Source organism: Pseudoalteromonas sp. AWH4_217 (assembly GCF_056161105.1).
Window position 1 is genome coordinate 58,648 of sequence record NZ_JBSWYM010000007.1, and the last position, 18,207, is coordinate 76,854.

Annotated in this window: 16 protein-coding genes; 9 read left to right on the forward strand and 7 right to left on the reverse strand. The window is 49.5% G+C overall.

Annotated features, from left to right (window positions below; genetic code table 11):
- Positions 1 to 30: 30 nt before the first annotated feature.
- The 3 genes from ACXAH1_RS10070 to ACXAH1_RS10080 all read left to right on the forward strand — a co-directional run bounded on the left by ACXAH1_RS10070 (position 31) and on the right by ACXAH1_RS10080 (position 5,099).
- Complete coding sequence (locus ACXAH1_RS10070) at positions 31 to 2,121, forward strand: dockerin type I domain-containing protein (RefSeq protein WP_475196436.1); 2,091 nt, start codon at positions 31 to 33, stop codon at positions 2,119 to 2,121.
- A 172-nt stretch (positions 2,122 to 2,293) separates the two neighbouring features.
- Positions 2,294 to 4,396: a dockerin type I domain-containing protein gene (locus ACXAH1_RS10075; protein WP_475196437.1), complete on the forward strand. Its 2,103-nt coding sequence runs from the start codon at positions 2,294 to 2,296 to the stop codon at positions 4,394 to 4,396.
- Between the two features lie 61 nt (positions 4,397 to 4,457).
- Positions 4,458 to 5,099 carry a cohesin domain-containing protein gene (locus ACXAH1_RS10080; RefSeq protein WP_475196439.1) on the forward strand — a complete coding sequence of 214 codons (642 nt, stop codon included), beginning with the start codon at positions 4,458 to 4,460 and terminating at the stop codon, positions 5,097 to 5,099.
- 14 nt (positions 5,100 to 5,113) lie between these two features.
- Here the strand turns inward: ACXAH1_RS10080 and ACXAH1_RS10085 are convergent, their stop codons facing one another.
- From ACXAH1_RS10085 to ctlX, 3 genes are all read right to left on the reverse strand, one after another.
- Positions 5,114 to 5,365, reverse strand: coding sequence for a TIGR03643 family protein (locus tag ACXAH1_RS10085; protein WP_475196440.1), 252 nt, complete (start codon positions 5,363 to 5,365; stop codon positions 5,114 to 5,116).
- Between the two features lie 609 nt (positions 5,366 to 5,974).
- On the reverse strand, positions 5,975 to 7,435 hold the full coding sequence (locus ACXAH1_RS10090) for an alanine/glycine:cation symporter family protein (protein ID WP_475196442.1): 1,461 nt from the start codon (positions 7,433 to 7,435) through the stop codon (positions 5,975 to 5,977).
- 41 nt (positions 7,436 to 7,476) lie between these two features.
- Positions 7,477 to 8,391, reverse strand: coding sequence for a citrulline utilization hydrolase CtlX (gene ctlX / locus ACXAH1_RS10095; protein WP_253047571.1), 915 nt, complete (start codon positions 8,389 to 8,391; stop codon positions 7,477 to 7,479).
- 250 nt (positions 8,392 to 8,641) lie between these two features.
- Here ctlX and ACXAH1_RS10100 point away from each other — a divergent pair, with 250 nt between their 5' ends.
- Together ACXAH1_RS10100 and ACXAH1_RS10105 are read left to right on the forward strand one after the other, a co-directional pair.
- Positions 8,642 to 10,333 carry an Hsp70 family protein gene (locus tag ACXAH1_RS10100; protein ID WP_475196446.1) on the forward strand — a complete coding sequence of 564 codons (1,692 nt, stop codon included), beginning with the start codon at positions 8,642 to 8,644 and terminating at the stop codon, positions 10,331 to 10,333.
- Positions 10,334 to 10,335: 2 nt separating this feature from the next.
- A complete protein-coding gene (locus tag ACXAH1_RS10105) occupies positions 10,336 to 11,100 on the forward strand; it encodes a J domain-containing protein (protein ID WP_475196447.1) in 765 nt (254 codons plus the stop codon).
- Here ACXAH1_RS10105 and ACXAH1_RS10110 read toward each other — a convergent pair.
- A complete protein-coding gene (locus ACXAH1_RS10110) occupies positions 11,097 to 12,053 on the reverse strand; it encodes a bile acid:sodium symporter family protein (RefSeq protein WP_475196449.1) in 957 nt (318 codons plus the stop codon). The genes ACXAH1_RS10105 and ACXAH1_RS10110 overlap by 4 nt on opposite strands.
- Positions 12,054 to 12,193: 140 nt before the next feature.
- Here ACXAH1_RS10110 and ACXAH1_RS10115 point away from each other — a divergent pair, with 140 nt between their 5' ends.
- From ACXAH1_RS10115 to ACXAH1_RS10125, 3 genes are all read left to right on the forward strand, one after another.
- Complete coding sequence (locus ACXAH1_RS10115) at positions 12,194 to 13,168, forward strand: winged helix-turn-helix domain-containing protein (RefSeq protein ID WP_475196450.1); 975 nt, start codon at positions 12,194 to 12,196, stop codon at positions 13,166 to 13,168.
- 118 nt (positions 13,169 to 13,286) lie between these two features.
- The gene (locus tag ACXAH1_RS10120; protein ID WP_475196452.1) at positions 13,287 to 14,042 is read left to right on the forward strand and encodes a DsbC family protein; all 756 of its coding nucleotides are present in this window, start codon (positions 13,287 to 13,289) and stop codon (positions 14,040 to 14,042) included.
- A gap of 81 nt (positions 14,043 to 14,123) precedes the next feature.
- The gene (locus tag ACXAH1_RS10125) at positions 14,124 to 16,385 is read left to right on the forward strand and encodes a tetratricopeptide repeat protein (RefSeq protein ID WP_475196453.1); all 2,262 of its coding nucleotides are present in this window, start codon (positions 14,124 to 14,126) and stop codon (positions 16,383 to 16,385) included.
- On the opposite strand, the gene ACXAH1_RS10130 is transcribed toward ACXAH1_RS10125, so the two are convergent.
- Positions 16,382 to 16,702, reverse strand: coding sequence for an antibiotic biosynthesis monooxygenase family protein (locus tag ACXAH1_RS10130; RefSeq protein WP_475196455.1), 321 nt, complete (start codon positions 16,700 to 16,702; stop codon positions 16,382 to 16,384). The genes ACXAH1_RS10125 and ACXAH1_RS10130 overlap by 4 nt on opposite strands.
- Positions 16,699 to 17,031: an NIPSNAP family protein gene (locus tag ACXAH1_RS10135; protein WP_475196456.1), complete on the reverse strand. Its 333-nt coding sequence runs from the start codon at positions 17,029 to 17,031 to the stop codon at positions 16,699 to 16,701. Before ACXAH1_RS10135 ends, ACXAH1_RS10130 begins: the two co-directional genes overlap by 4 nt.
- Positions 17,032 to 17,112: 81 nt before the next feature.
- On the opposite strand from ACXAH1_RS10135, the gene ACXAH1_RS10140 reads away from it, so the two are divergent.
- Complete coding sequence (locus ACXAH1_RS10140) at positions 17,113 to 17,811, forward strand: ArsR/SmtB family transcription factor (protein ID WP_475196457.1); 699 nt, start codon at positions 17,113 to 17,115, stop codon at positions 17,809 to 17,811.
- On the opposite strand, the gene ACXAH1_RS10145 is transcribed toward ACXAH1_RS10140, so the two are convergent.
- Entirely contained in the window at positions 17,789 to 18,163 is a 375-nt protein-coding gene (locus ACXAH1_RS10145) for a PH domain-containing protein (protein ID WP_046003562.1), read from the reverse strand. The genes ACXAH1_RS10140 and ACXAH1_RS10145 overlap by 23 nt on opposite strands.
- Positions 18,164 to 18,207 lie beyond the last annotated feature (44 nt).

Below are 18,207 nucleotides of genomic sequence, written 5' to 3' on the forward strand. Positions count from 1 at the left end.
TGATATCAATAGGAATTCAAGGAACAGACAATGAAATCGAGATCAGCAAAACACGCTACAAATCGCAAGGCGCCACTTAGTGTGTTAGCACAAATCACCCGTAAAGCGCTTTTGATCGGCATGTGCGGATTGCCACTACTCAGCTATGCACAGACACCACTTAAAGCAGGTGCAGCTTATACCGTTAATAGTTTCACCGAAAATTCTCAAAGCTCACCAGCGGTTAGTAAGCTCAATAATGGCGGCTATATATTTGCCTGGAGTAGCTACGGTCAGGATGGCAATAGTTATGGTATCTATGCCCAACGCTTTAATGCTGTCGGTCAGCCCCTTGGTGACGAGTTTAAAGTCAATAGCGCAAACACCTATACTCAACCAGCACCTCAAGTTGCTCAGTTAAACGACGGTAGCTTTGTAATTGTGTGGCGTAAAAATGAGGGAGCGGGGAGAAGCACCCTTCATGCAAAACGCTTCCAAGCCAACGGTAGCCCTCTGGGAAATGAATCAGTGATACATAATGGCTCGGCTGATTTTTTCGGTGATATAGCCATTACCCCGCTCAGCAACGGCGGGTATATTGTTAGTATGGAAGAAAAGAATGGCCCAGGCAACGAGCAGCGCAACAGGGTAAAAGCTCAAGTCTTCGACGCTAACGGCAATAGTGTAGGCTCTGAAATTGCAATGCCATACAATACTCTCCACCCAGCCGTCGCCAGCACAAATAACGGAGGTTTGGTAATTGCTTGGCAAAGCGCTGGAGATGCCAAAGGTGTTTTTGCTCGGCGATATGATGCCGATGGAAAAAGCATTGGTGCTGCATTTCCCGTCAGTCAAAATTCAAGTTATCAACACTCATCACCCGCCATTAGCCGCTTAAACAATGGCGATTTAATCGTCACCTGGCAAAGCAGCAACCAGACCAGCATCTATGCCAGACGCTTTGACGACAGTGGGACTGCCAAAGGCACTGAGTTTAGAGTAAATACCCATAGTACCGGTACACAGGAAACCCCTACGATTGACGCGCTGGAAAATGGTGGCTATGTTATCAGCTGGGTGAGTGATGGGCAGGATGGCAGTGAAGGAGGGGTGTTTGCTCAGACTTTTTCGGCCGAAGACAGCAAAGTTGGCGAAGAAATACAGGTCAATACCATGACAGATCGCGAGCAACTTCAACCAGTTGTTAGCGTGACGGGTAATAATGACTTTGTCATTGGCTGGAGACATGAAGAATCGTCAGGTAATTACGATATCAGAGCACAGAGATTCCAGTTAGAAGCAGTACAAGCCGATACCATGACACTCTCCATGCCTCAGTCCACAGTGCTGCAAGGCGATGTTATCACACTGCCTCTACACGTATCAGGTACCGATATTTATGGCCTGGATGCAGTTGTTAGCGTAAGCGATACCACCAAAGCCCGTATTTCTGGCGGGGAATATGGTGAGTTCCTGCCGTCGGATGAACGTTTGTCCGTGCCTATGGGTATCTACGACAGCCAATGGGATGGCGCGCTGGCACTGATGGCCCCCGCCACCGCCAAATCGGGCGAAGGTGAGTTTGCCGCTGTCACCCTGATTGCTGAACAAGCGGGTACCGTCAACCTAACCTTGCAAGCGCAAATGACCGACTCGCAAGGCAATTACCTGCTACAAAACAGTACCGACTACACATTCACCATCGCGGAGTCCGTCACCTTAACGGGTAATATTTCCAGCCTGAGCACCGCTGGCGACTACATCTTTGTGACGCTCTTAATTAACGGACAGCGCGTCACCATCAACCCGGATGGCAGTTTCTCTGTGCGCATTGGCCTGGGTGACGTGACTATGGCGTTAAGTGCACCTGGGTATCTTACGGCCGAAAAACAGGTCAACCTGGCGGCAGGTCAGGCCGATATTGACTTTGGTCAGATCAATCTGGTGGGTGGTGACAGCAATGGTGACAACCACATCGACATTGCCGACCTGACACTACTGCTGGGGGCTTATCGCTCTGTTGAAGGCCACCAAAATGGCTATGTGATGGCCGCCGACTTTAACCGCGACGGCGCTATCAACCTGCGGGATTTAACCTTGCTGGGTGCCAACTTTGGTAAACAAGGACCACAAAGCTGGTAGTAATAACGCGGGGTGTTCCATTAGATCACCCCAATGTTCAAAGCAACCATGCACAAAGTGAAATAGGGTAAACACCCTATTCACATCGGCAAGCTGTATTTGTAATTTATGCCGGCATTTCGATGAAGTGTACTTGCAATACTTCTTACCCAACGCATTCAAGGAAACGACAATGAAAATGGTACTTCAAAAAGCAACAGAAAAACGAGCTACCTCAGCCCAAACCCTCTCTCTGGGCACACGTATTGTTCGTGCAACGTTGCCCGTTTTTTTATCAAGCCTGCCCTTTCTTAGCCAGGCACAAACACCTATAAAAGTTGGTAATGAATTTTTGGTCAATACGCATACTGCTGATGTCCAGATAGGCTCCTCCATAAGCCGCCTCAGTAACGGACATTTCATCATAGTATGGGAAAGTGCTGAGCAGGATGGCAACAGTGACGGCATTTATGCACAGCGTTACAACACTTCAGGTGAGCTCGTAGGAAACGAGTTCAGGGTAAACGCGGATGTTTATGGAGCTCAGGAGACACCTGTAGTCGCGACTCTGAAAGACGGCAGTTTTGTCGTTGCCTGGCAGACAAGCTCAGGAGGTGGGCCAGGAGGCTCTACTGTATTGGCGCAGCGTTTTAACATAAATGGGACTGCGTTAGGAAACACAATATCTGCACACTCAACTAGCGCAAGAAACGTAAACGACCTTTTCATAAGTGCTCTCGACGACGGCGGTTTCGTGCTCAGCTGGGCTGAATACAACCAGATAACCTATACTAATCAGTTACTTTTAAAAACCTATAGTGCCGAAGGCTCACCGGTGAACTCAACAATATCTTTGGACGAAGCCTGGCGCTACTCAAGCACAGCTGGGTTAGAGGCAAATGGCTTCATTCTGGCAAAGCGTTCATCAAGCGGCGTTGACGCACAAATTTACAATTCAGATGGTTCAACCAGAGGAGCTGTCATCCGTGTCAGTGACAAGGCTTCTAGTGGTTTTTGGACACCGATAATCATCCGCCTGGCAAATGATGATTTGATCGTTGCGTGGCAGAGCACAAACCCCAGTTCAAATAAACCAAGCATATATGCCCGCCGCATTCGTGCAGATGGCACCCTTGCCGGTGCAGATATTCTGGTTAATTCGCATACAGATAGCAACATGTCACTTCCTTCAGCAACAGCGCTTGACAATGGAGGCTATGTTATTACATGGCAAAGCTATCAGCAGGATGGCTCTTGGGAAGGAATATTTGCGCAAGCATTTAACAGCGATGACAGTCGCAATGGTAGTGAATTCTTAGTTAACACAACCACCGAAGACCGTCAAATAGCTCCTGTCATTAGCGCAATCAGCGACAATGATTTTGTCGTTAGCTGGTCTAGTCGATTAGCATCCGATGATTACGATATTTATGCTCAGAGATTCCAGCTAGAAGCAGTACAAGCCGATACAATGACACTCTCATTGCCACAAACAGAGGTGCTGCAAGGCGATGTTGTCACACTACCCCTGCAAGTATCAGGTACTGACATTTATGGTCTGGATGCCGTCGTCAGCCTGAGTGACACCAGCAAAGCTCGTATCTCTGGTGGTGAATATGGCGAGTTCCTGCCTTCAGATGAGCGCCTGTCTGTACCCATGGGTATTAGCGACAACCAATGGGATGGCGCACTGGCGCTGATGGCCCCGGCCACCGCTAAATCGGGCGAAGGCGACTTTGCCGCTGTCACTCTGATTGCTGAGCAAGCGGGTACCGTTAATCTAAACTTGCAAGCACAAATGACCGACCAGCAAGGCAATTACCTGCTACAAAACAGTACCGACTACACCTTCACCATCGCGGAGTCCGTCACCTTAACGGGTAATATTTCCAACCTGAGCACCGCTGGCGACTACATCTTTGTCACGCTCTTAATTAACGGACAGCGCGTCACCATCAACCCGGATGGCAGTTTCTCTGTGCGCGTTGGTCTGGGTGACGTCACTATGACCTTAAGTGCTCCGGGATACCTCACGGCCGAAAAGCAGGTCAACCTGGCGGCGGGCCAGGCCGATATCGACTTTGGTCAGATCAACCTGGTGGGTGGTGACAGCAATGGCGACAACCACATCGACATTGCTGATCTGACGCTACTGCTGGGGGCTTATCGCTCTGTTGAAGGCGAACAAAACGGCTATGTGATGGCCGCCGACTTTAACCGCGACACTGCAATCAACCTGCAGGATCTCACTTTATTGGGTGCCAACTTTGGTAAGCAAGGACCACAAAGCTGGTAATTAATACATGGGGTTAGGGTTTAACTCTAACCCCTTTACAACAATTTTAAGGAGCAACAAGATGAAATATATGGTGTGTATTGCGGCGTTACTGTTGAGCCTGAGTGCTTTTGCAGAGCAAGGGCGTATTTACCTTAAAACGTCTAACTCACAAATCAAAACCGGCAGCGAATTTTATGTGGATGTGATGGCGGAAAACCTGCCTGAAGTCTACGGCGTACAGCTAACCCTAAGCTACGACGCCAAGTCTGTCACCCTTATTGATCAGGACGCTAAAGCCAAGGGCACACAACTGGAACAGGGTGACTTTCTCAATAAGAAACACCTTTACACCCTGCGTAACCAAGCGGATCTGCAAACAGGACAGATCCAGTATATCGCAAGCCAGGTCGCACCAGCACAAAGTGCTGCCGGTAGCGGTCGCCTTGCCCGGCTGTACTTCACTGCTCCAGCCAATACCAGTGAAACCCAGCTGTCTATTCAGGTTGCAGAATTTGGCACCCGAAACGGCGAAAAATACACTTACACAGCCCAAACGCCTTTAAGCCTGAGCTTTAATGCCAGCTATCAGGTGCAAAGCGCACCGCGCTCAGGCATCCTATTGTGGGCGATCGGCTTAGCAACAGTGTTGCTACTGAGCATTCTGAGTGCCTTTTTTATCCGCAGACGCCCAGCTGCCACGCCTGATAGCCAGCCTGCTTAAATTACGCGCTCTGCTTAGCGATGCTTATATTGTGTCGGGCAATAACCTCTGGAAACCCCTGTTGGTCGTAACTTACCGTGCTTGGTTGCCCGACCACTCACCCGCTTGCGCCACTGTCGAAAACTGGCAGGCTTAAGGTGAGTACGCATTAGTCGGACCAGCGCCGATTCGTTTAATCCGAATTGCTGCTCAATGGCTTCAAACGGCGTTCTGTCTTCCCACGCCATCTCGATGACTCTTGATTGCTCATCATTCGTTAACTGCATTATGTGCTCTCAGGACTGGTCCAGCTTTATTTGTTAGTGACATTACGAGCCAAAAGGCTCTGTGGTTTAGAAAGTTTATGATCTTTTTTACGGGTTGGAGAATTTCGCGGGTTTGCGATATTGGAGTAGCAATTCAGTTCAATACTGTGAAAACAGTGAGTATGAAGTGCTCACCTCCGAGCTATGACGACACTCTGGGGTGAACACAAACCACATGAATACCTGGTAGATTACACATCATGCACAATGACAAAGCTTAGTATGCTGATGCTCACAGTCAATCTGTAAACATGAACAACCTACACCATGGTCATGCCGGCTTGGATCCGGTATGTGCTTACAGGCTAACATCACAAATCACACTGCGAATAGTTTATGGGCAGCGCCAGTATCAAACACATGATGGCGGTAAGTATACAAAGTTGTAATCCGAGTGGGCTGATTTCTCTGTCATGGTTTGTGGCTTTACTTACCTAGCAGCAGTAAAAATGGCTCATTTCACCTTACGCAAAGACCAAGCTGAAGCCTGACTTTGCACCACAATTCGCAAAAAAGAGATACTTAATCTTAGCTACGAGTAGAAACACCTCCTTGTGGAGGGCTTCCGGCTCATCCATCCATGGCTGAGCGTTCAGCAAGCTGCGAAGCTTTGCTTCGGTCTTGCTGAACCCAAACATCCTCGTGTAGGGAGCCTTGGTAGTGGACATTGGTGGGGTCGAAGTGGATTGTCTGGGCTGACTTTTTCTGGGTCTGATAGTCTTTGGTCAGACTCATAATGGTCGGGGTGAGCTGAATGATGGCGTAAATATTCACTAAGGTCATTAACCCCAGTGCCATGTCTGCCAGGCTCCAGACTTGTTGTAAGGTAGCGCTTGCGCCCCACAATACCATAGCCAGGTAAACCGTCGTGTAACCAAGGCGCCCAGCTTTGTTATCCAATTTAAATAAGTGCAGATTGCTCTCTGCATAAGCGTAATTGGCCACCACGGAGGTAAAAGCAAACAAGGTAATTGCAGCTGCTATCAGATACTCGCCCGCTTCTCCAAAGTGCGATTGCATGGCGTTTTGAGTGAGACTGATCCCCGCCATTTCGCCGCTGACAGGTAACCCTGACAATAGCACCACCACAGCAGTACAGCTACATAACACCAGAGTATCTATAAACACACCGAGCATTTGCACATATCCCTGTGCAACCGGATGATTGGGCACAGGTGTCGCGCCTGCAGCAGCATGGGGAACACTGCCTGCCCCGGCTTCGTTTGAATACAAACCTCGCTGAATACCATTTTTAATGGCAGCGCCCAATGCCCCTGCACCGGCTTCGGTCAGGCCAAATGCCGACTGAATAATATCCAGCAACATAGCAGGTACTTGGGTAATATTGATAATTAAGATCACCAGAGCCGTTGCGACAAACGCCAGGCCCATAAATGGCACGATCAGTTCAGCAAACCGGGCGATACTGCGCAAGCCGCCATACACTATCATGCCAGCCAGCGCGGCAATCACCAGGCCTGTATAAAGCGGATTAATGGCAAAGGTATTATTGAGTGCCTCAGCAATTGTATTAGCCTGCATGGCGCTGAAACTAAAGCCATATCCCAGGAATAAACACAGCGCAAACACCACCGCCAGTTTAGGCTTACCCAGGCCAGCACGAATGTAATAGGCAGGACCGCCGCGAAACTCACGATGCTCATCGCGGACTTTATACAACTGACCTAAGACACTTTCCGCAAACCCGGTCGCCATGCCAAGCAGCGCAATGACCCACATCCAGAATACCGCACCGCTACCGCCCAGAGATATAGCCATTGCGACGCCGGCGAGATTTCCTGTGCCCACCCGCGCAGATAGGCCGGTACACAATGCAGCAAAAGAACTGATCCCAGAACTGTCTCCACTCATGCTACCTTTCATCACGCTGAACATGTGGCCAAAATGGCGAAACTGGACACATCTCAGTCGCCAGGTAAACCACACTCCGGCGATCAGCAGCAGGTAAATAAGTATCTGGCCCTGTCCCCAAAGAAGATTGTTAATCGGGTCTACAATAAATGCCATCATACTCACCTGCCTGTTGTAATTATTGTTACTGTTCCCGGCGTCTAACGCCGGGACAAGTGCACACCCGCCAGCATACAGCGCACCGAACCGCCCGCGAGTTCTATCGCAGAGACGTTCAGCGGCAATAAGCTGACACATGATTCTAGTACCGCTATTTGTTCTGCCGCCAGTGCATCATATGCCGTTTGTGACAGCGCCAAAATACGACCCTTGTCTGAGCTAAGTTCCAGGGCGTTGCCACAAAACGCATTGATTTGTGCCTCACTCAACTCTATCAGCTTTTTACCTGCGAGCTGCAATCTTTGTTTAATTTCTGCGCGCCGTTTTGGATCCACAATCATGTCAAACCCACCCAACGCGTAATCACTGCCAACACATAAAAGGACATTGGTGTGATAGACAGGCACGCCCTGCTCACTGATGGCATCAAATACCATAGGTTCGAAATTAAAGTGACTACAAAAACGCTCAAGCACATGTGAATCCGTGCGTTTAGATCGCGCCGTATAAGCAACACGCTCGATATGGTCAAGCACCATAGCCCCCGTGCCTTCCAGGAACAGATCGTCGTATTCCAGACCAGAATAGTCGATTACATCTTGTACCCGATACTCACGTTTAAGCAGCTCTATAATGTCTGTGCGACGCTCCCTGCGACGATTTTTCGCATACATAGGGTAAATGGCAATTTGTCCTCCTGCATGCGTCGAAAACCAGTTATTAGGAAATACTGAATCGGGCGTATCCGTGCCCAGATCTTCAAATAAGTGCACCCTTACTCCCGCCTCCTCCAACTGCTCTGCCACACGCGATACTTGTTCATAGGCCTGTTGACTGATGCCGCCGTCAAATTGCTGGTCCTGAGACTGAAAGCTGTTGTCGGCCCGGGTTTCTTCATTGGGCAAAAAATGGTGTGGCCGGATCATCACAACGGCACTGGGCGCTTGTGGAAACATAACTGAGATACCTCTTCTTAGCTGAAACTGAAAAAATTCGTTACCTTTTATGCTGCAAAGCACGCGTACAAGCTCCAAGAACCTGCGCCATGCACTGACAAGGTGTACAGAATAGACGTACAACTACCTGGAATATTTTTTCATCGATTTACGACTATAAGAAAATAAATGCAAAAACGGTAGCAGTGATTTACTCCCATACCCAAAGTCAATACACTAAGCGCTGATTTTACAAACTCAGGAAGTAGTGATGATCACGGTAGGTATCGACTTAGGCACAACCAATAGTGCAGTCAGTTATTGGGATGGCGAACAAAGTGTGTTAATCCCCAACTCTTTGGGCGATTATTTGACACCCTCAGTAGTTGGTATCGACAACAGCGGCGAAGTATTGGTAGGCAAATCGGCAAAGGAGCGGCTGATCTCACACCCATTGCAAACCACCGCGCTATTTAAACGCTATATGGGTACGCAGCGTACCGTAACACTGGGCAAGCAACATTATAGCGCTGCTGAGTTATCATCCCTGGTGCTCAAATCTCTTAAAGCAGATGCCGAAGCCCAGTTGTCACAGCCTGTGACGCAAGCCGTGATCAGTGTGCCAGCCTACTTTAACGATTATCAGCGCAAGGCCACCAAACTGGCAGCCGAACTCGCCGGTCTGGAGGTGTTGCGGTTGATCAATGAACCCACGGCGGCGGCGCTGGCCTATGGCCTGCAATCCGAAGAAGATGACACCCATTATCTGATCCTGGACCTGGGCGGCGGCACCTTTGATGTGACCATTTTGGAATACTTCGACCGGGTGATGGAAGTCAAAGCATCCGCGGGCGACAATCACCTGGGTGGTGAAGACTTTACCGGCTTGCTGATTTCAGATTTTTTGCGCCAGCACCAGCTGGAACCCCAGCAACTTAACGAACATCAGCAACAAAACCTGACCCGTTTGATTGACGAGTGTAAATGTCGTTTGAGTGGCGAAAAGCAATCAAGCTTTGATATAGAACTAGACGGACAAACCTTGAGCTACGAGCTCACTGAAGAGAAAATGCGCGACATCTGTCAGCCGCTGCTAAACCGCTTACTCTCACCCATTGAGCGGGCATTTAATGACGCAGGTCTGAGCCCTTCAGACATAGACCACATTGTGATGGTTGGCGGCGCATCGCGCATGAATATCTATAAACAATGCCTTATCAAAGCGCTCAAGTGCTTTCCAACCACCCAGCTCGACCCTGATCTGGTAGTTGCTCTTGGCGCGGGTATTCAGGCTGGTCTGGTGGATAAAAATGACGCCCTGGATGATGTGGTGCTGACCGACGTTTCTGCATTCAGCCTGGGCACTGATACCCACAATGAACACGATACCGATGGCAAGGTCGGTGGATACTTTACCCCCATTATCGAGCGCAACACGGTCTTACCATGCAGCAAAGAGCGTACTTTTTTTCCTGTCCACAAAGATCAAAAGCAGCTGTTGGTGACGGTGTTTCAGGGTGAAAGCCGCTATGTCAAAAATAATATCAAACTGGGTGAAATTGATGTGCCGCTGCCCAAGTCAGGCGACATTGGTGACAAAATGATCCGGGTACGCTTTACTTACGATATCAGTGGCCTGCTGGACGTAGACATTACGGTAGAAAGCACACAGCAAACTTTCAGCCAGACCTTTGAGCAATCATCGTCCACGCTGACGGACAGGGAAAAGAGCCAGCTAAAAGAGAAAATGCAAAAGCTCAAAGTGCACCCAAGAGCGCAGCAACGTAACCGACTGCTGATGGCGAAACTGGAGCGCATCTACGAACAAAGCCGTGCCCAATACCGTGAGCAAATCGCAGAATTAATCACGTACTGGGAAGCTGCGCTAAGCAGTCAGGACAGCCAGCGTATCGATCAGGCATATCAGGAAATTACCCGGTTTTTAGAAGAATTAGGTGAGTAAAAGTGACAGACAATCCCTGGGAAGTACTGGGCATTGACCCCGGTGCCGATAAAAAAACCATAAAACGTGCCTACACAAGTAAGCTTAAGTTATGTAAACCCGATGAAGACCCTGAGGGGTTTCAACAACTGCGTGCGGCCTACGACGCGGCTTTAGCTTATCTGGAAGAGCAACCACAGCAACGCGTGAAACTGGGCTCAACAGATGCGCTGCACAGCCAGCCTGACACACAGGCTGAACCAGAAGCTGCGCCCCCAGCCACTTTACCCGAAGCACCGGAGCAACCCGATTTTTCCGTCCAGGAACAACACGTAAGCCATGTTGAACCGAGCACACCTGCTAACAATCAGGAAATGCAGGAGTTTGAAGAAGAGCTGGCGGAGCTGCTGGATAACTCCTATCGCCGCAATCAGCAAGGCGCCTGGCAGTTACTGATTGAGCACCCTGCCTGCGTGGATGTGCAAAACCGTCGAGCAGCCTCGCACCGGATATTTTACGCCATACTGAACTATCAAAAGTCGGAGCGAGCTGAGGTCACTCCACTGGATATAGAAGTCCTGGTATTTTTGAACCTGCACTTTGACTGGGCGGAAGATCAGGAGCTGGAGGAGCAGGTGGGTCATCCCGACTTTTACAACATGACCCATAAAGAGATGCCAGAACCTGAAGTTCGTATTGAGCCGGTTGGTGACACCAGTAACATTGCTAATCTTTTTATCGGTCTGACCATTCTCTGTGCTCTAGGCCTGATCATGATTTCTATCTAAGCATCCGGCACTTCTTGTGGCGGCTGGGCTGGCAGAGGTTGAGCATCACGGCTGCGCTTTCGCCACCAGGCAGCCAGCACGGAGCCACTGACATTGTGCCAAATTGAAAACAAAGTCCCGGCCAGCGCGCTGGCCGGGGCAAAAAACTTCATCGCCAGCGCAACCGCCAGACCCGAGTTTTGTAACCCCACTTCCAGTGCTATCGTTCGGCAACTTTTTTCAGGTAAACCCAGCTGTCTGGCAACCAGGTACCCAAGTGACAACCCTGTCGTATTGTGCAGCACCACAGCCAACGCCACAATTGGCCCTATGGTTGGCAAGGTAGCAGCATTTAACGCCACCACAATCGCGATGATCAGCACGATAGCAGCCACGGAAAACAGGGGTAATAACGGTGCGAGTCTTTTCACTGCCGTGCTGAAAAAATGATTGATCAACACGCCTGCCAGTACCGGGAACAACACGATTTTGAGTAAGTTCAGCATCATTCCGGCCAGCGGAATATCCACCACCTGACCGGCCAGTAACTCAACCAGCAAGGGGGTCAGGATCACGCCAGCCAAGGTACTCATGGCTGTCATGGAAATAGATAAAGCGACATCGCCTTTGGCCAGAAAACACATCACATTGCTAGCCGTGCCTCCGGCGACACACCCAACCAGCACCATGCCCAGAGTCAGATCAGCATCAAACTGAAACAACATAGCAATCAACAGGGCCACCACAGGCATCACGCTAAACTGCAAGACAAGTCCCGTCAGCACAGCTTTAGGCTGGCTGAGAACATGGCGAAAGTCTCCAGGTGTCAGGGTTAATCCCATGGTCAGCATGATGAACGCCAGCAGAGGAATAATGGCGGTCTTTAAGGAAGCAAATGGCGCCGGTGAATAGAATGCACACACACTTAGTGCAATGGCCCATACGGGAAACAGTTGAATGACAAGACGCAACATAGTAAGCGCTCGGTTTGAAAGCAAAAGTGTCTTTGTTATACCTTATTCGCAAGCGAAAACAAATCCTGCCACTGTACTCGTTTTTTCTCATCTTTATGATAAGGTTAGGCCTATATTGTGGACATTCCCGAAGGACTGACATGGCCGAGTACCGCTTTTTATCATACCGTTTCGACTGCCAGACCCATACGCTTAAGCAAGGAAAACAGACGCTGGAACTGCGCCCAAAAGCCGCCCAGGTGCTAGGCTACCTGTTACAACATGCCAATATTCTTGTCACCAAACAGCAGATCATTGAAGCGGTCTGGGGCCATACCTATGTACAAGACCACCGTTTATTTCAGCTGATCAGCGAGCTCAGAAAGCTGGCACCTGAGCAGGAATTGATCCGCACCTACCCAAATCAGGGTTACTGCTGGCAGGTAAAGACCAAACGAGTCTCTGCTCGCTCAATGCGCCAGCTAGCGGCTCTGGCGGCCTCAGTGGTATTGTCTCTGGGTACCGTCAGCACCGCCTATCTAAACAGTCAGCATAGTGCAACCACAACACCAACCTTTCTGCCCGCGCTGACGGCTTATCACAAGGCCATCATTGCCTTTGAGCAACAGGACTACGCACACGCACAGCAATGGCTGACATTCAGTCTTCAGGAAAACCCGGACTCAATCGAAGCTCAGTTACTGATGGCTGAAACCCTGCTGCAACTCAAAGACACTGCACAGGCACAACATTATGCCAATAATGTTGTTAAACATACTTTGGCCAATAGCTATTATTTTTCTCAGGCATCCGACGTGCTGAGCCGTCTATCTGCCAGCCAGGCCCGATTTACTGAAGCACTGGATTTTGCCATTCAGGGACAACAGGCCATAGATGAACAGGCAATTTGCAGTGCTGTGGTCATGCAACAGCGGATCGCCGACTTGCTTCTGGCGCAACCCACACCTTTGCACTCACCCAAATTACAAAACGCTACGGTACAACTGGTCACAACACCAGACTCACACCCGCAGCAGGCGACCCTGTGCAAGCAGCTTACCCAGCCGGGACCGACCTCTATGCGCTTATGTCCTGCAAACCATGACGTTCAGACAAGTCGCGAGAGATTGGCTTAAGATGCTGATTTTATTAGTTTGATAGAATATTATAGGTAGCTTAAGACGAATTTATAAGTCCTGTGTGGCAACACACGCTATAACCGGTGTAACTTAATCACAACCGGAAATAATCACCATGAATTTGTCTTGTAAGTTTGCTACCTTACTGCTTGGTACAGCCCTGCTAAGCGCCCCACCTCTGGCTGCCCAGTCGCTAAGCCCAGTCTCTGAGACACCTGTTACCCCTATGGAAAAAGCAAAAAATAAATTGCGGGCGCTGACGGGGACAGACATTGACTTTAAACTGCACCCTTACTCGGACGATTTCTATCGCCTCACCCTGGGCAATGAACACTTACTGCTATCAAAAGATGGCAATTACCTGTTCAGTGGTCGTGTCATTGATGTGCGTAACCGGGTGGATCATATTGCCAAAATACAGCAAATCGCCAACCAGCAGAACATGGCTAACATCCCTTATGAGCAACTACTTACTTACCCGGCAAACAACGAGCAATATAGTATAACTGTGTTTACCGATATCGACTGCCCTTATTGTCGTAAGTTCCACAAAGAGTTGCCTGCATTGAATCAGCTGGGCGTCACCGTCCATTACGTTATGATCCCCAGAGGTCGCGCAGGCAGTCCAGCCTACGAAAAAACAGCAGCAACCCTTTGTGCTAAAAGGCCTAACGAGGCAATGGACGCAGCCATGCGCAGCACGCCAACCCCAGCTGAAAACGCAGCGTGTAAACACTCACTGGATACCCAGGTCGCACTGGCCAGGCAATTTGGCTTTCAGTCCACGCCAACCATTTTGCTACCAAATGGAGAAGCGTTACCTGGCTACGTACCGGCCAAAGAGCTCGTCGCCCGCCTGGAAAAGTTATAGCTATTGAGAGCACGGGATAAATCGGGTTAGTATATCAGCATAATTTGCTCGCCCTGTGTGCGTGTTTGCTTTGAGGAAACAATGCTGAATATCTGTATTACCCGCCGCGTATTAGGCTTTTCCCACCCGCTTGCATGGCTTCAAAAAGGCACGCTGATAATACTACTCATCATGTCCGACGTGCCGATAGTTTACGCTGAAAACAGCACAGCAGCCCCACCATCAGAAGCTGTTCAAACAGCACGCCAGCAATTGGCACATGCGCAAACGCTTAACCAGCAAGAAGCCATAGACGCCTATCTGTCATTGCTTGACATGCCTGTACACGATGCACCCGATATACACTTTCAGGCCCTTGAATCCTTGTTTTTTTTGTATATACGTCAGGGGGATTATGAGGCGGCTAAAGCTACAGCAAATCAGCTCTCCACTCGCTCAATACAACTTGAAGATGCATACTACCCTGTATTTTCAAAGCTTTTGCTAGGTTACATAGAAGACCAGCAAAACCATTTTCCTCAGGCTGAGCAGCACTACCGAGATGCACTTGAGGATGCCCTGGCTATTGGCCATAACGAGTTAATGGCCAGGTCATATGAACGAATATCTTCTGTTCTTAGACGTCAGGATAAATATATCGAGGCACTGCAAATCGCTCAGCGCTCAACCAATGTGTTACGGGATCTCGGTGAAGACTTACTCTATCTCAGTGCTTTACAAAATTTGGGGATTATCCAGGCTATTTTAGGTGATTACACCACCGCTCTGGCGACTTTGACCCAGGTATTTGAGCTGGCCACTAAACTGGATGATAGAGCGAGTATTGCCGATGCCTTATACGAAACGGGCGAAGTGTATCGGAAAATGGATAACTTCGAGCAAGCCCTACCGCACTTTCAACAGGCTCATACACTTGATGAACGAGGCGGTAATAAATTACACATTGGCAACAGTGCCATGAAGATAGGCTATATCGAACTGGAACGTCAGGAATATGAGACTGCACAGCAATATGCACGCAAAGCGTACGGGCTCTACCTGGAGGTTGACTCAAAAACCGGCCAAGCCAGAGTGCTCAACCTGCAAGGCCTAATTGCACTGAAGCAAAATAACCTCAGTAAAGCACAAACACATTTGGAGCAAGGGTTGGCACTGGCCAAAAAGCACCAGTTTGACTCAATCGAGGTCCTATTGCAGATCAGCACTATCAAGTTGGCGCAGGCACAACAACACCATGATGACGCTATCGCACTGAGCGACACAGCACTGGCTGCTGCCACTTCAATGCAGGACAAAAAACATCGGCTTGAACTCCATGAGTTGCGCGCAATCTCTTTTGAGGCACTTGAGTTACATCAGCAGGCACTGACCGAAACTCAGGCTTTCCACACATTGAGTGATGCTCTGGGGCAGAACCAGCATAATCTCACTCTGGCAGCCCTGCAAAGCAAAGTTGAGTTTATGCGCAAGCAGCAGGAAATTGAAAGCCTGAACCTGGACAGAGCGCTTCATCAGGCTGAACTCAGCCAAAGAGAGTGGCAGCTGCGCGCCTGGTGGTTGGCGTCAGCTGCCTTGTTTATTCTGATTTCAGCACTTGCCTATCGGCAGGTTAAAAAGCGCAAACTGGCGGCGGAGCGGGCAACACTATTACAAGAAGTCGTGGATAAAAAGAATGCGATGCTGGCAGATGTGTCCCATGAGATCCGCACACCACTGACCGCCTTACAGTTGCAGGTTGAGGCGTTGCAATTCAATATCGCTCAGGATGTAGACGCCTCTTACAACACCATCAACCGTAAGCTTTCGGACATCAACCGCCTTATCTCGGATATTCATCAACTGGCGATGGCCGACTCGCAAAGTTTGCACCTGAACCTGGTGCAATGTAACCTGACAGAAGTGATGGTACTGTGGGAGCAGGAATTTGCTCAGTTTACGCATGGCAAAGGCTTTGATTGGGAAGCCCGCATTCAGCTCACCGGTGCAGTCACTGTCAGCTGGGATGTTGATCGCATCAAGCAAGTGCTCACTAATTTGATTGCCAACAGTACGCTATATACGGATAAACCAGGTAAACAGCGGCTGACAGTCTGGCAGCAGCAAAAGCACATCTACATCACCCTGGAAGATACCGCACCGGGTGTTGCAGATGAGCACCTGAGCGAAATATTCGAACGGCTTTTCAGGGTAGAAAAATCTCGCAGCCGACGTACAGGCGGCTCAGGTTTGGGCCTGGCTATTTGCAAGAGCCTGATTGAAGCGCATCAGGGCACCATTTATGCCCAGCACAGTGAGCTGGGCGGGTTGAAAATGGTGATTGAGTTGCCTCAGACGGTTAGCTAAGGCACCTGTTTCCGGTCATGGCTGCCGTAATCGCGCGCCACCGCAGCCACGCGAATGCGATAATGCTCAAAGATGTGCTCCCGTCCCTGTTGCTGGGCTGCTCGGTGCTCTTCCTGTGTTCGCCATTGTTGTACCGCCGCCTCACCACGCCAGAATGAAAGTGACAATAACCGATCGGAGTCGCTCAGGCTTTGATACCTTTCTATGGATATAAACCCGTCTATCTCTTGTAGCCTGGATTTAAGGTCCGCCGCAACATCTAGATAAACCTGCCGCTTTTCTCTGTGCGGGGTCACTTCAAAAATAACGGCTATCACTGTGCGTTCACTCCCTGCAAAAACGTCTGCGGAACACAAGATAAGAAGCTGCGTTTTTCCTGCAAAATAAACCGCTCTTTAAGGGCAAAGTTAAAATTATCCCGCCCTTGCTGATCTGCCTTGAGTCGAACCCGATACGCCTCGTATTCGGCCAGGCTGGCAAAATTGATCAAGCCATAAGCCACAAAATTGGTGCCTTCGTGTGGCAAAAAGTAGCCAACCAGCTCTCCGCCACACCTTGGGATGACCTCCCCCCAGTTTCGGGCATATTGCTCAAACAGCGCCAGTTTGCTCGGGTCTAACTGATATTCGATAAAACAAGTGATCATAGTACATTGTCTCCGTTAGTGTTTTTAGGCACTATACAGACCACCCAATAGCTATGCTTCGGCCTGTATCGAACTATTCCTATGCACGAACCCGACATCACCCTGATTGCCAGTTTAATTGGCGAGCCCGCCAGAGCCCGTATGCTCATCGCTCTCATGTCGGGTAAAGCGCTGACAGCAACGGAGCTGTCATTAGAAGCGGATATAACTGCTCAGACTGCCAGCAGCCATTTGGCGAAATTGGTTGAAGGCTCGCTACTGGCGGTCAGAAAACAAGGCAGGCACAAATACTTCCAGCTTAAAAGCCTGAAGGTTGCAGGGTTAATTGAGCAACTCCTGACGCTCAGTAGTGAAATAACACTGAAAACACACACAGGGCCAGCGGACCCCTACTTACGACAAGCACGCGTCTGTTATGACCATATTGCGGGTGAGCTGGGTATACAGCTTTATGACGCGCTGGCTGAAGCTAACTACATAGAGGACAAACAAGCTGAAACCCTGCTGACTCCAAAGGGGATCGCCTTTTTTGAGCAACTGGGTGTCTGCGTTCAAACGCTTAGGAAAAAAAAGCGCCCGATCTGTAAATCGTGTCTGGACTGGAGTGAACGGCGTAACCATCTGGCAGGTAGCCTGGGACACTGGATTTTAAATGATGCACTTGAGCGAGGGTGGCTGCAAAGAGTACCGGACTCCCGGGCACTTATCCTGGATAAGGCCCGTGGTGACCTCTTTGCAAAAACCTATGGTATTGCGTTTACAGGCAATACTGAGAAATGATTTTATACACCTGATTGATGTTATCGCCCGCTTTAAACTCTTTGGTCAGCGGCTCGGGCTCTGAGCCAATCCAAATTTTCAGCTCCGCGTCGAGATCGAAATGACCCGCCGACTCTTTGCTAAATTTGGTGATTTTACCGTACGGAATGCTCAGCATCTCGACTTTCGAGCCAGTGACTCCCTGCTTGTCTATCAGGATCAGGCGCTTGTTCGTAAACACAAACATATCCCGGATCACTTTGTACGCCTGCGCTACACTTTCCCCTTCAATCAGGGTGTCGTTGAGTAGCTTATCCAGCTCATCGCTGTCTACTTCGCTGGCATTGCCTAGTAACCCACTTAATAGTCCCATCTGGTTGCTCCTTTTTATTTAATCAGCCACAAGCTTAGTAATAT

Excerpts from the sequence above, each read along its gene's own strand:
- ACXAH1_RS10070 (WP_475196436.1), top strand. The coding sequence starts at position 31 with ATGAAATCGAGATCAGCAAAACACGCTACAAATCGCAAGGCGCCACTT.
- ACXAH1_RS10075 (WP_475196437.1), top strand. The coding sequence starts at position 2,294 with ATGAAAATGGTACTTCAAAAAGCAACAGAAAAACGAGCTACCTCAGCC.
- ACXAH1_RS10080 (WP_475196439.1), top strand. The coding sequence starts at position 4,458 with ATGAAATATATGGTGTGTATTGCGGCGTTACTGTTGAGCCTGAGTGCT.
- ACXAH1_RS10085 (WP_475196440.1), bottom strand. The coding sequence starts at position 5,365 with ATGCAGTTAACGAATGATGAGCAATCAAGAGTCATCGAGATGGCGTGG.
- ACXAH1_RS10090 (WP_475196442.1), bottom strand. The coding sequence starts at position 7,435 with ATGATGGCATTTATTGTAGACCCGATTAACAATCTTCTTTGGGGACAG.
- ctlX (WP_253047571.1), bottom strand. The coding sequence starts at position 8,391 with ATGTTTCCACAAGCGCCCAGTGCCGTTGTGATGATCCGGCCACACCAT.
- ACXAH1_RS10100 (WP_475196446.1), top strand. The coding sequence starts at position 8,642 with ATGATCACGGTAGGTATCGACTTAGGCACAACCAATAGTGCAGTCAGT.
- ACXAH1_RS10110 (WP_475196449.1), bottom strand. The coding sequence starts at position 12,053 with ATGTTGCGTCTTGTCATTCAACTGTTTCCCGTATGGGCCATTGCACTA.
- ACXAH1_RS10115 (WP_475196450.1), top strand. The coding sequence starts at position 12,194 with ATGGCCGAGTACCGCTTTTTATCATACCGTTTCGACTGCCAGACCCAT.
- ACXAH1_RS10120 (WP_475196452.1), top strand. The coding sequence starts at position 13,287 with ATGAATTTGTCTTGTAAGTTTGCTACCTTACTGCTTGGTACAGCCCTG.
- ACXAH1_RS10125 (WP_475196453.1), top strand. The coding sequence starts at position 14,124 with ATGCTGAATATCTGTATTACCCGCCGCGTATTAGGCTTTTCCCACCCG.
- ACXAH1_RS10135 (WP_475196456.1), bottom strand. The coding sequence starts at position 17,031 with ATGATCACTTGTTTTATCGAATATCAGTTAGACCCGAGCAAACTGGCG.
- ACXAH1_RS10140 (WP_475196457.1), top strand. The coding sequence starts at position 17,113 with ATGCACGAACCCGACATCACCCTGATTGCCAGTTTAATTGGCGAGCCC.
- ACXAH1_RS10145 (WP_046003562.1), bottom strand. The coding sequence starts at position 18,163 with ATGGGACTATTAAGTGGGTTACTAGGCAATGCCAGCGAAGTAGACAGC.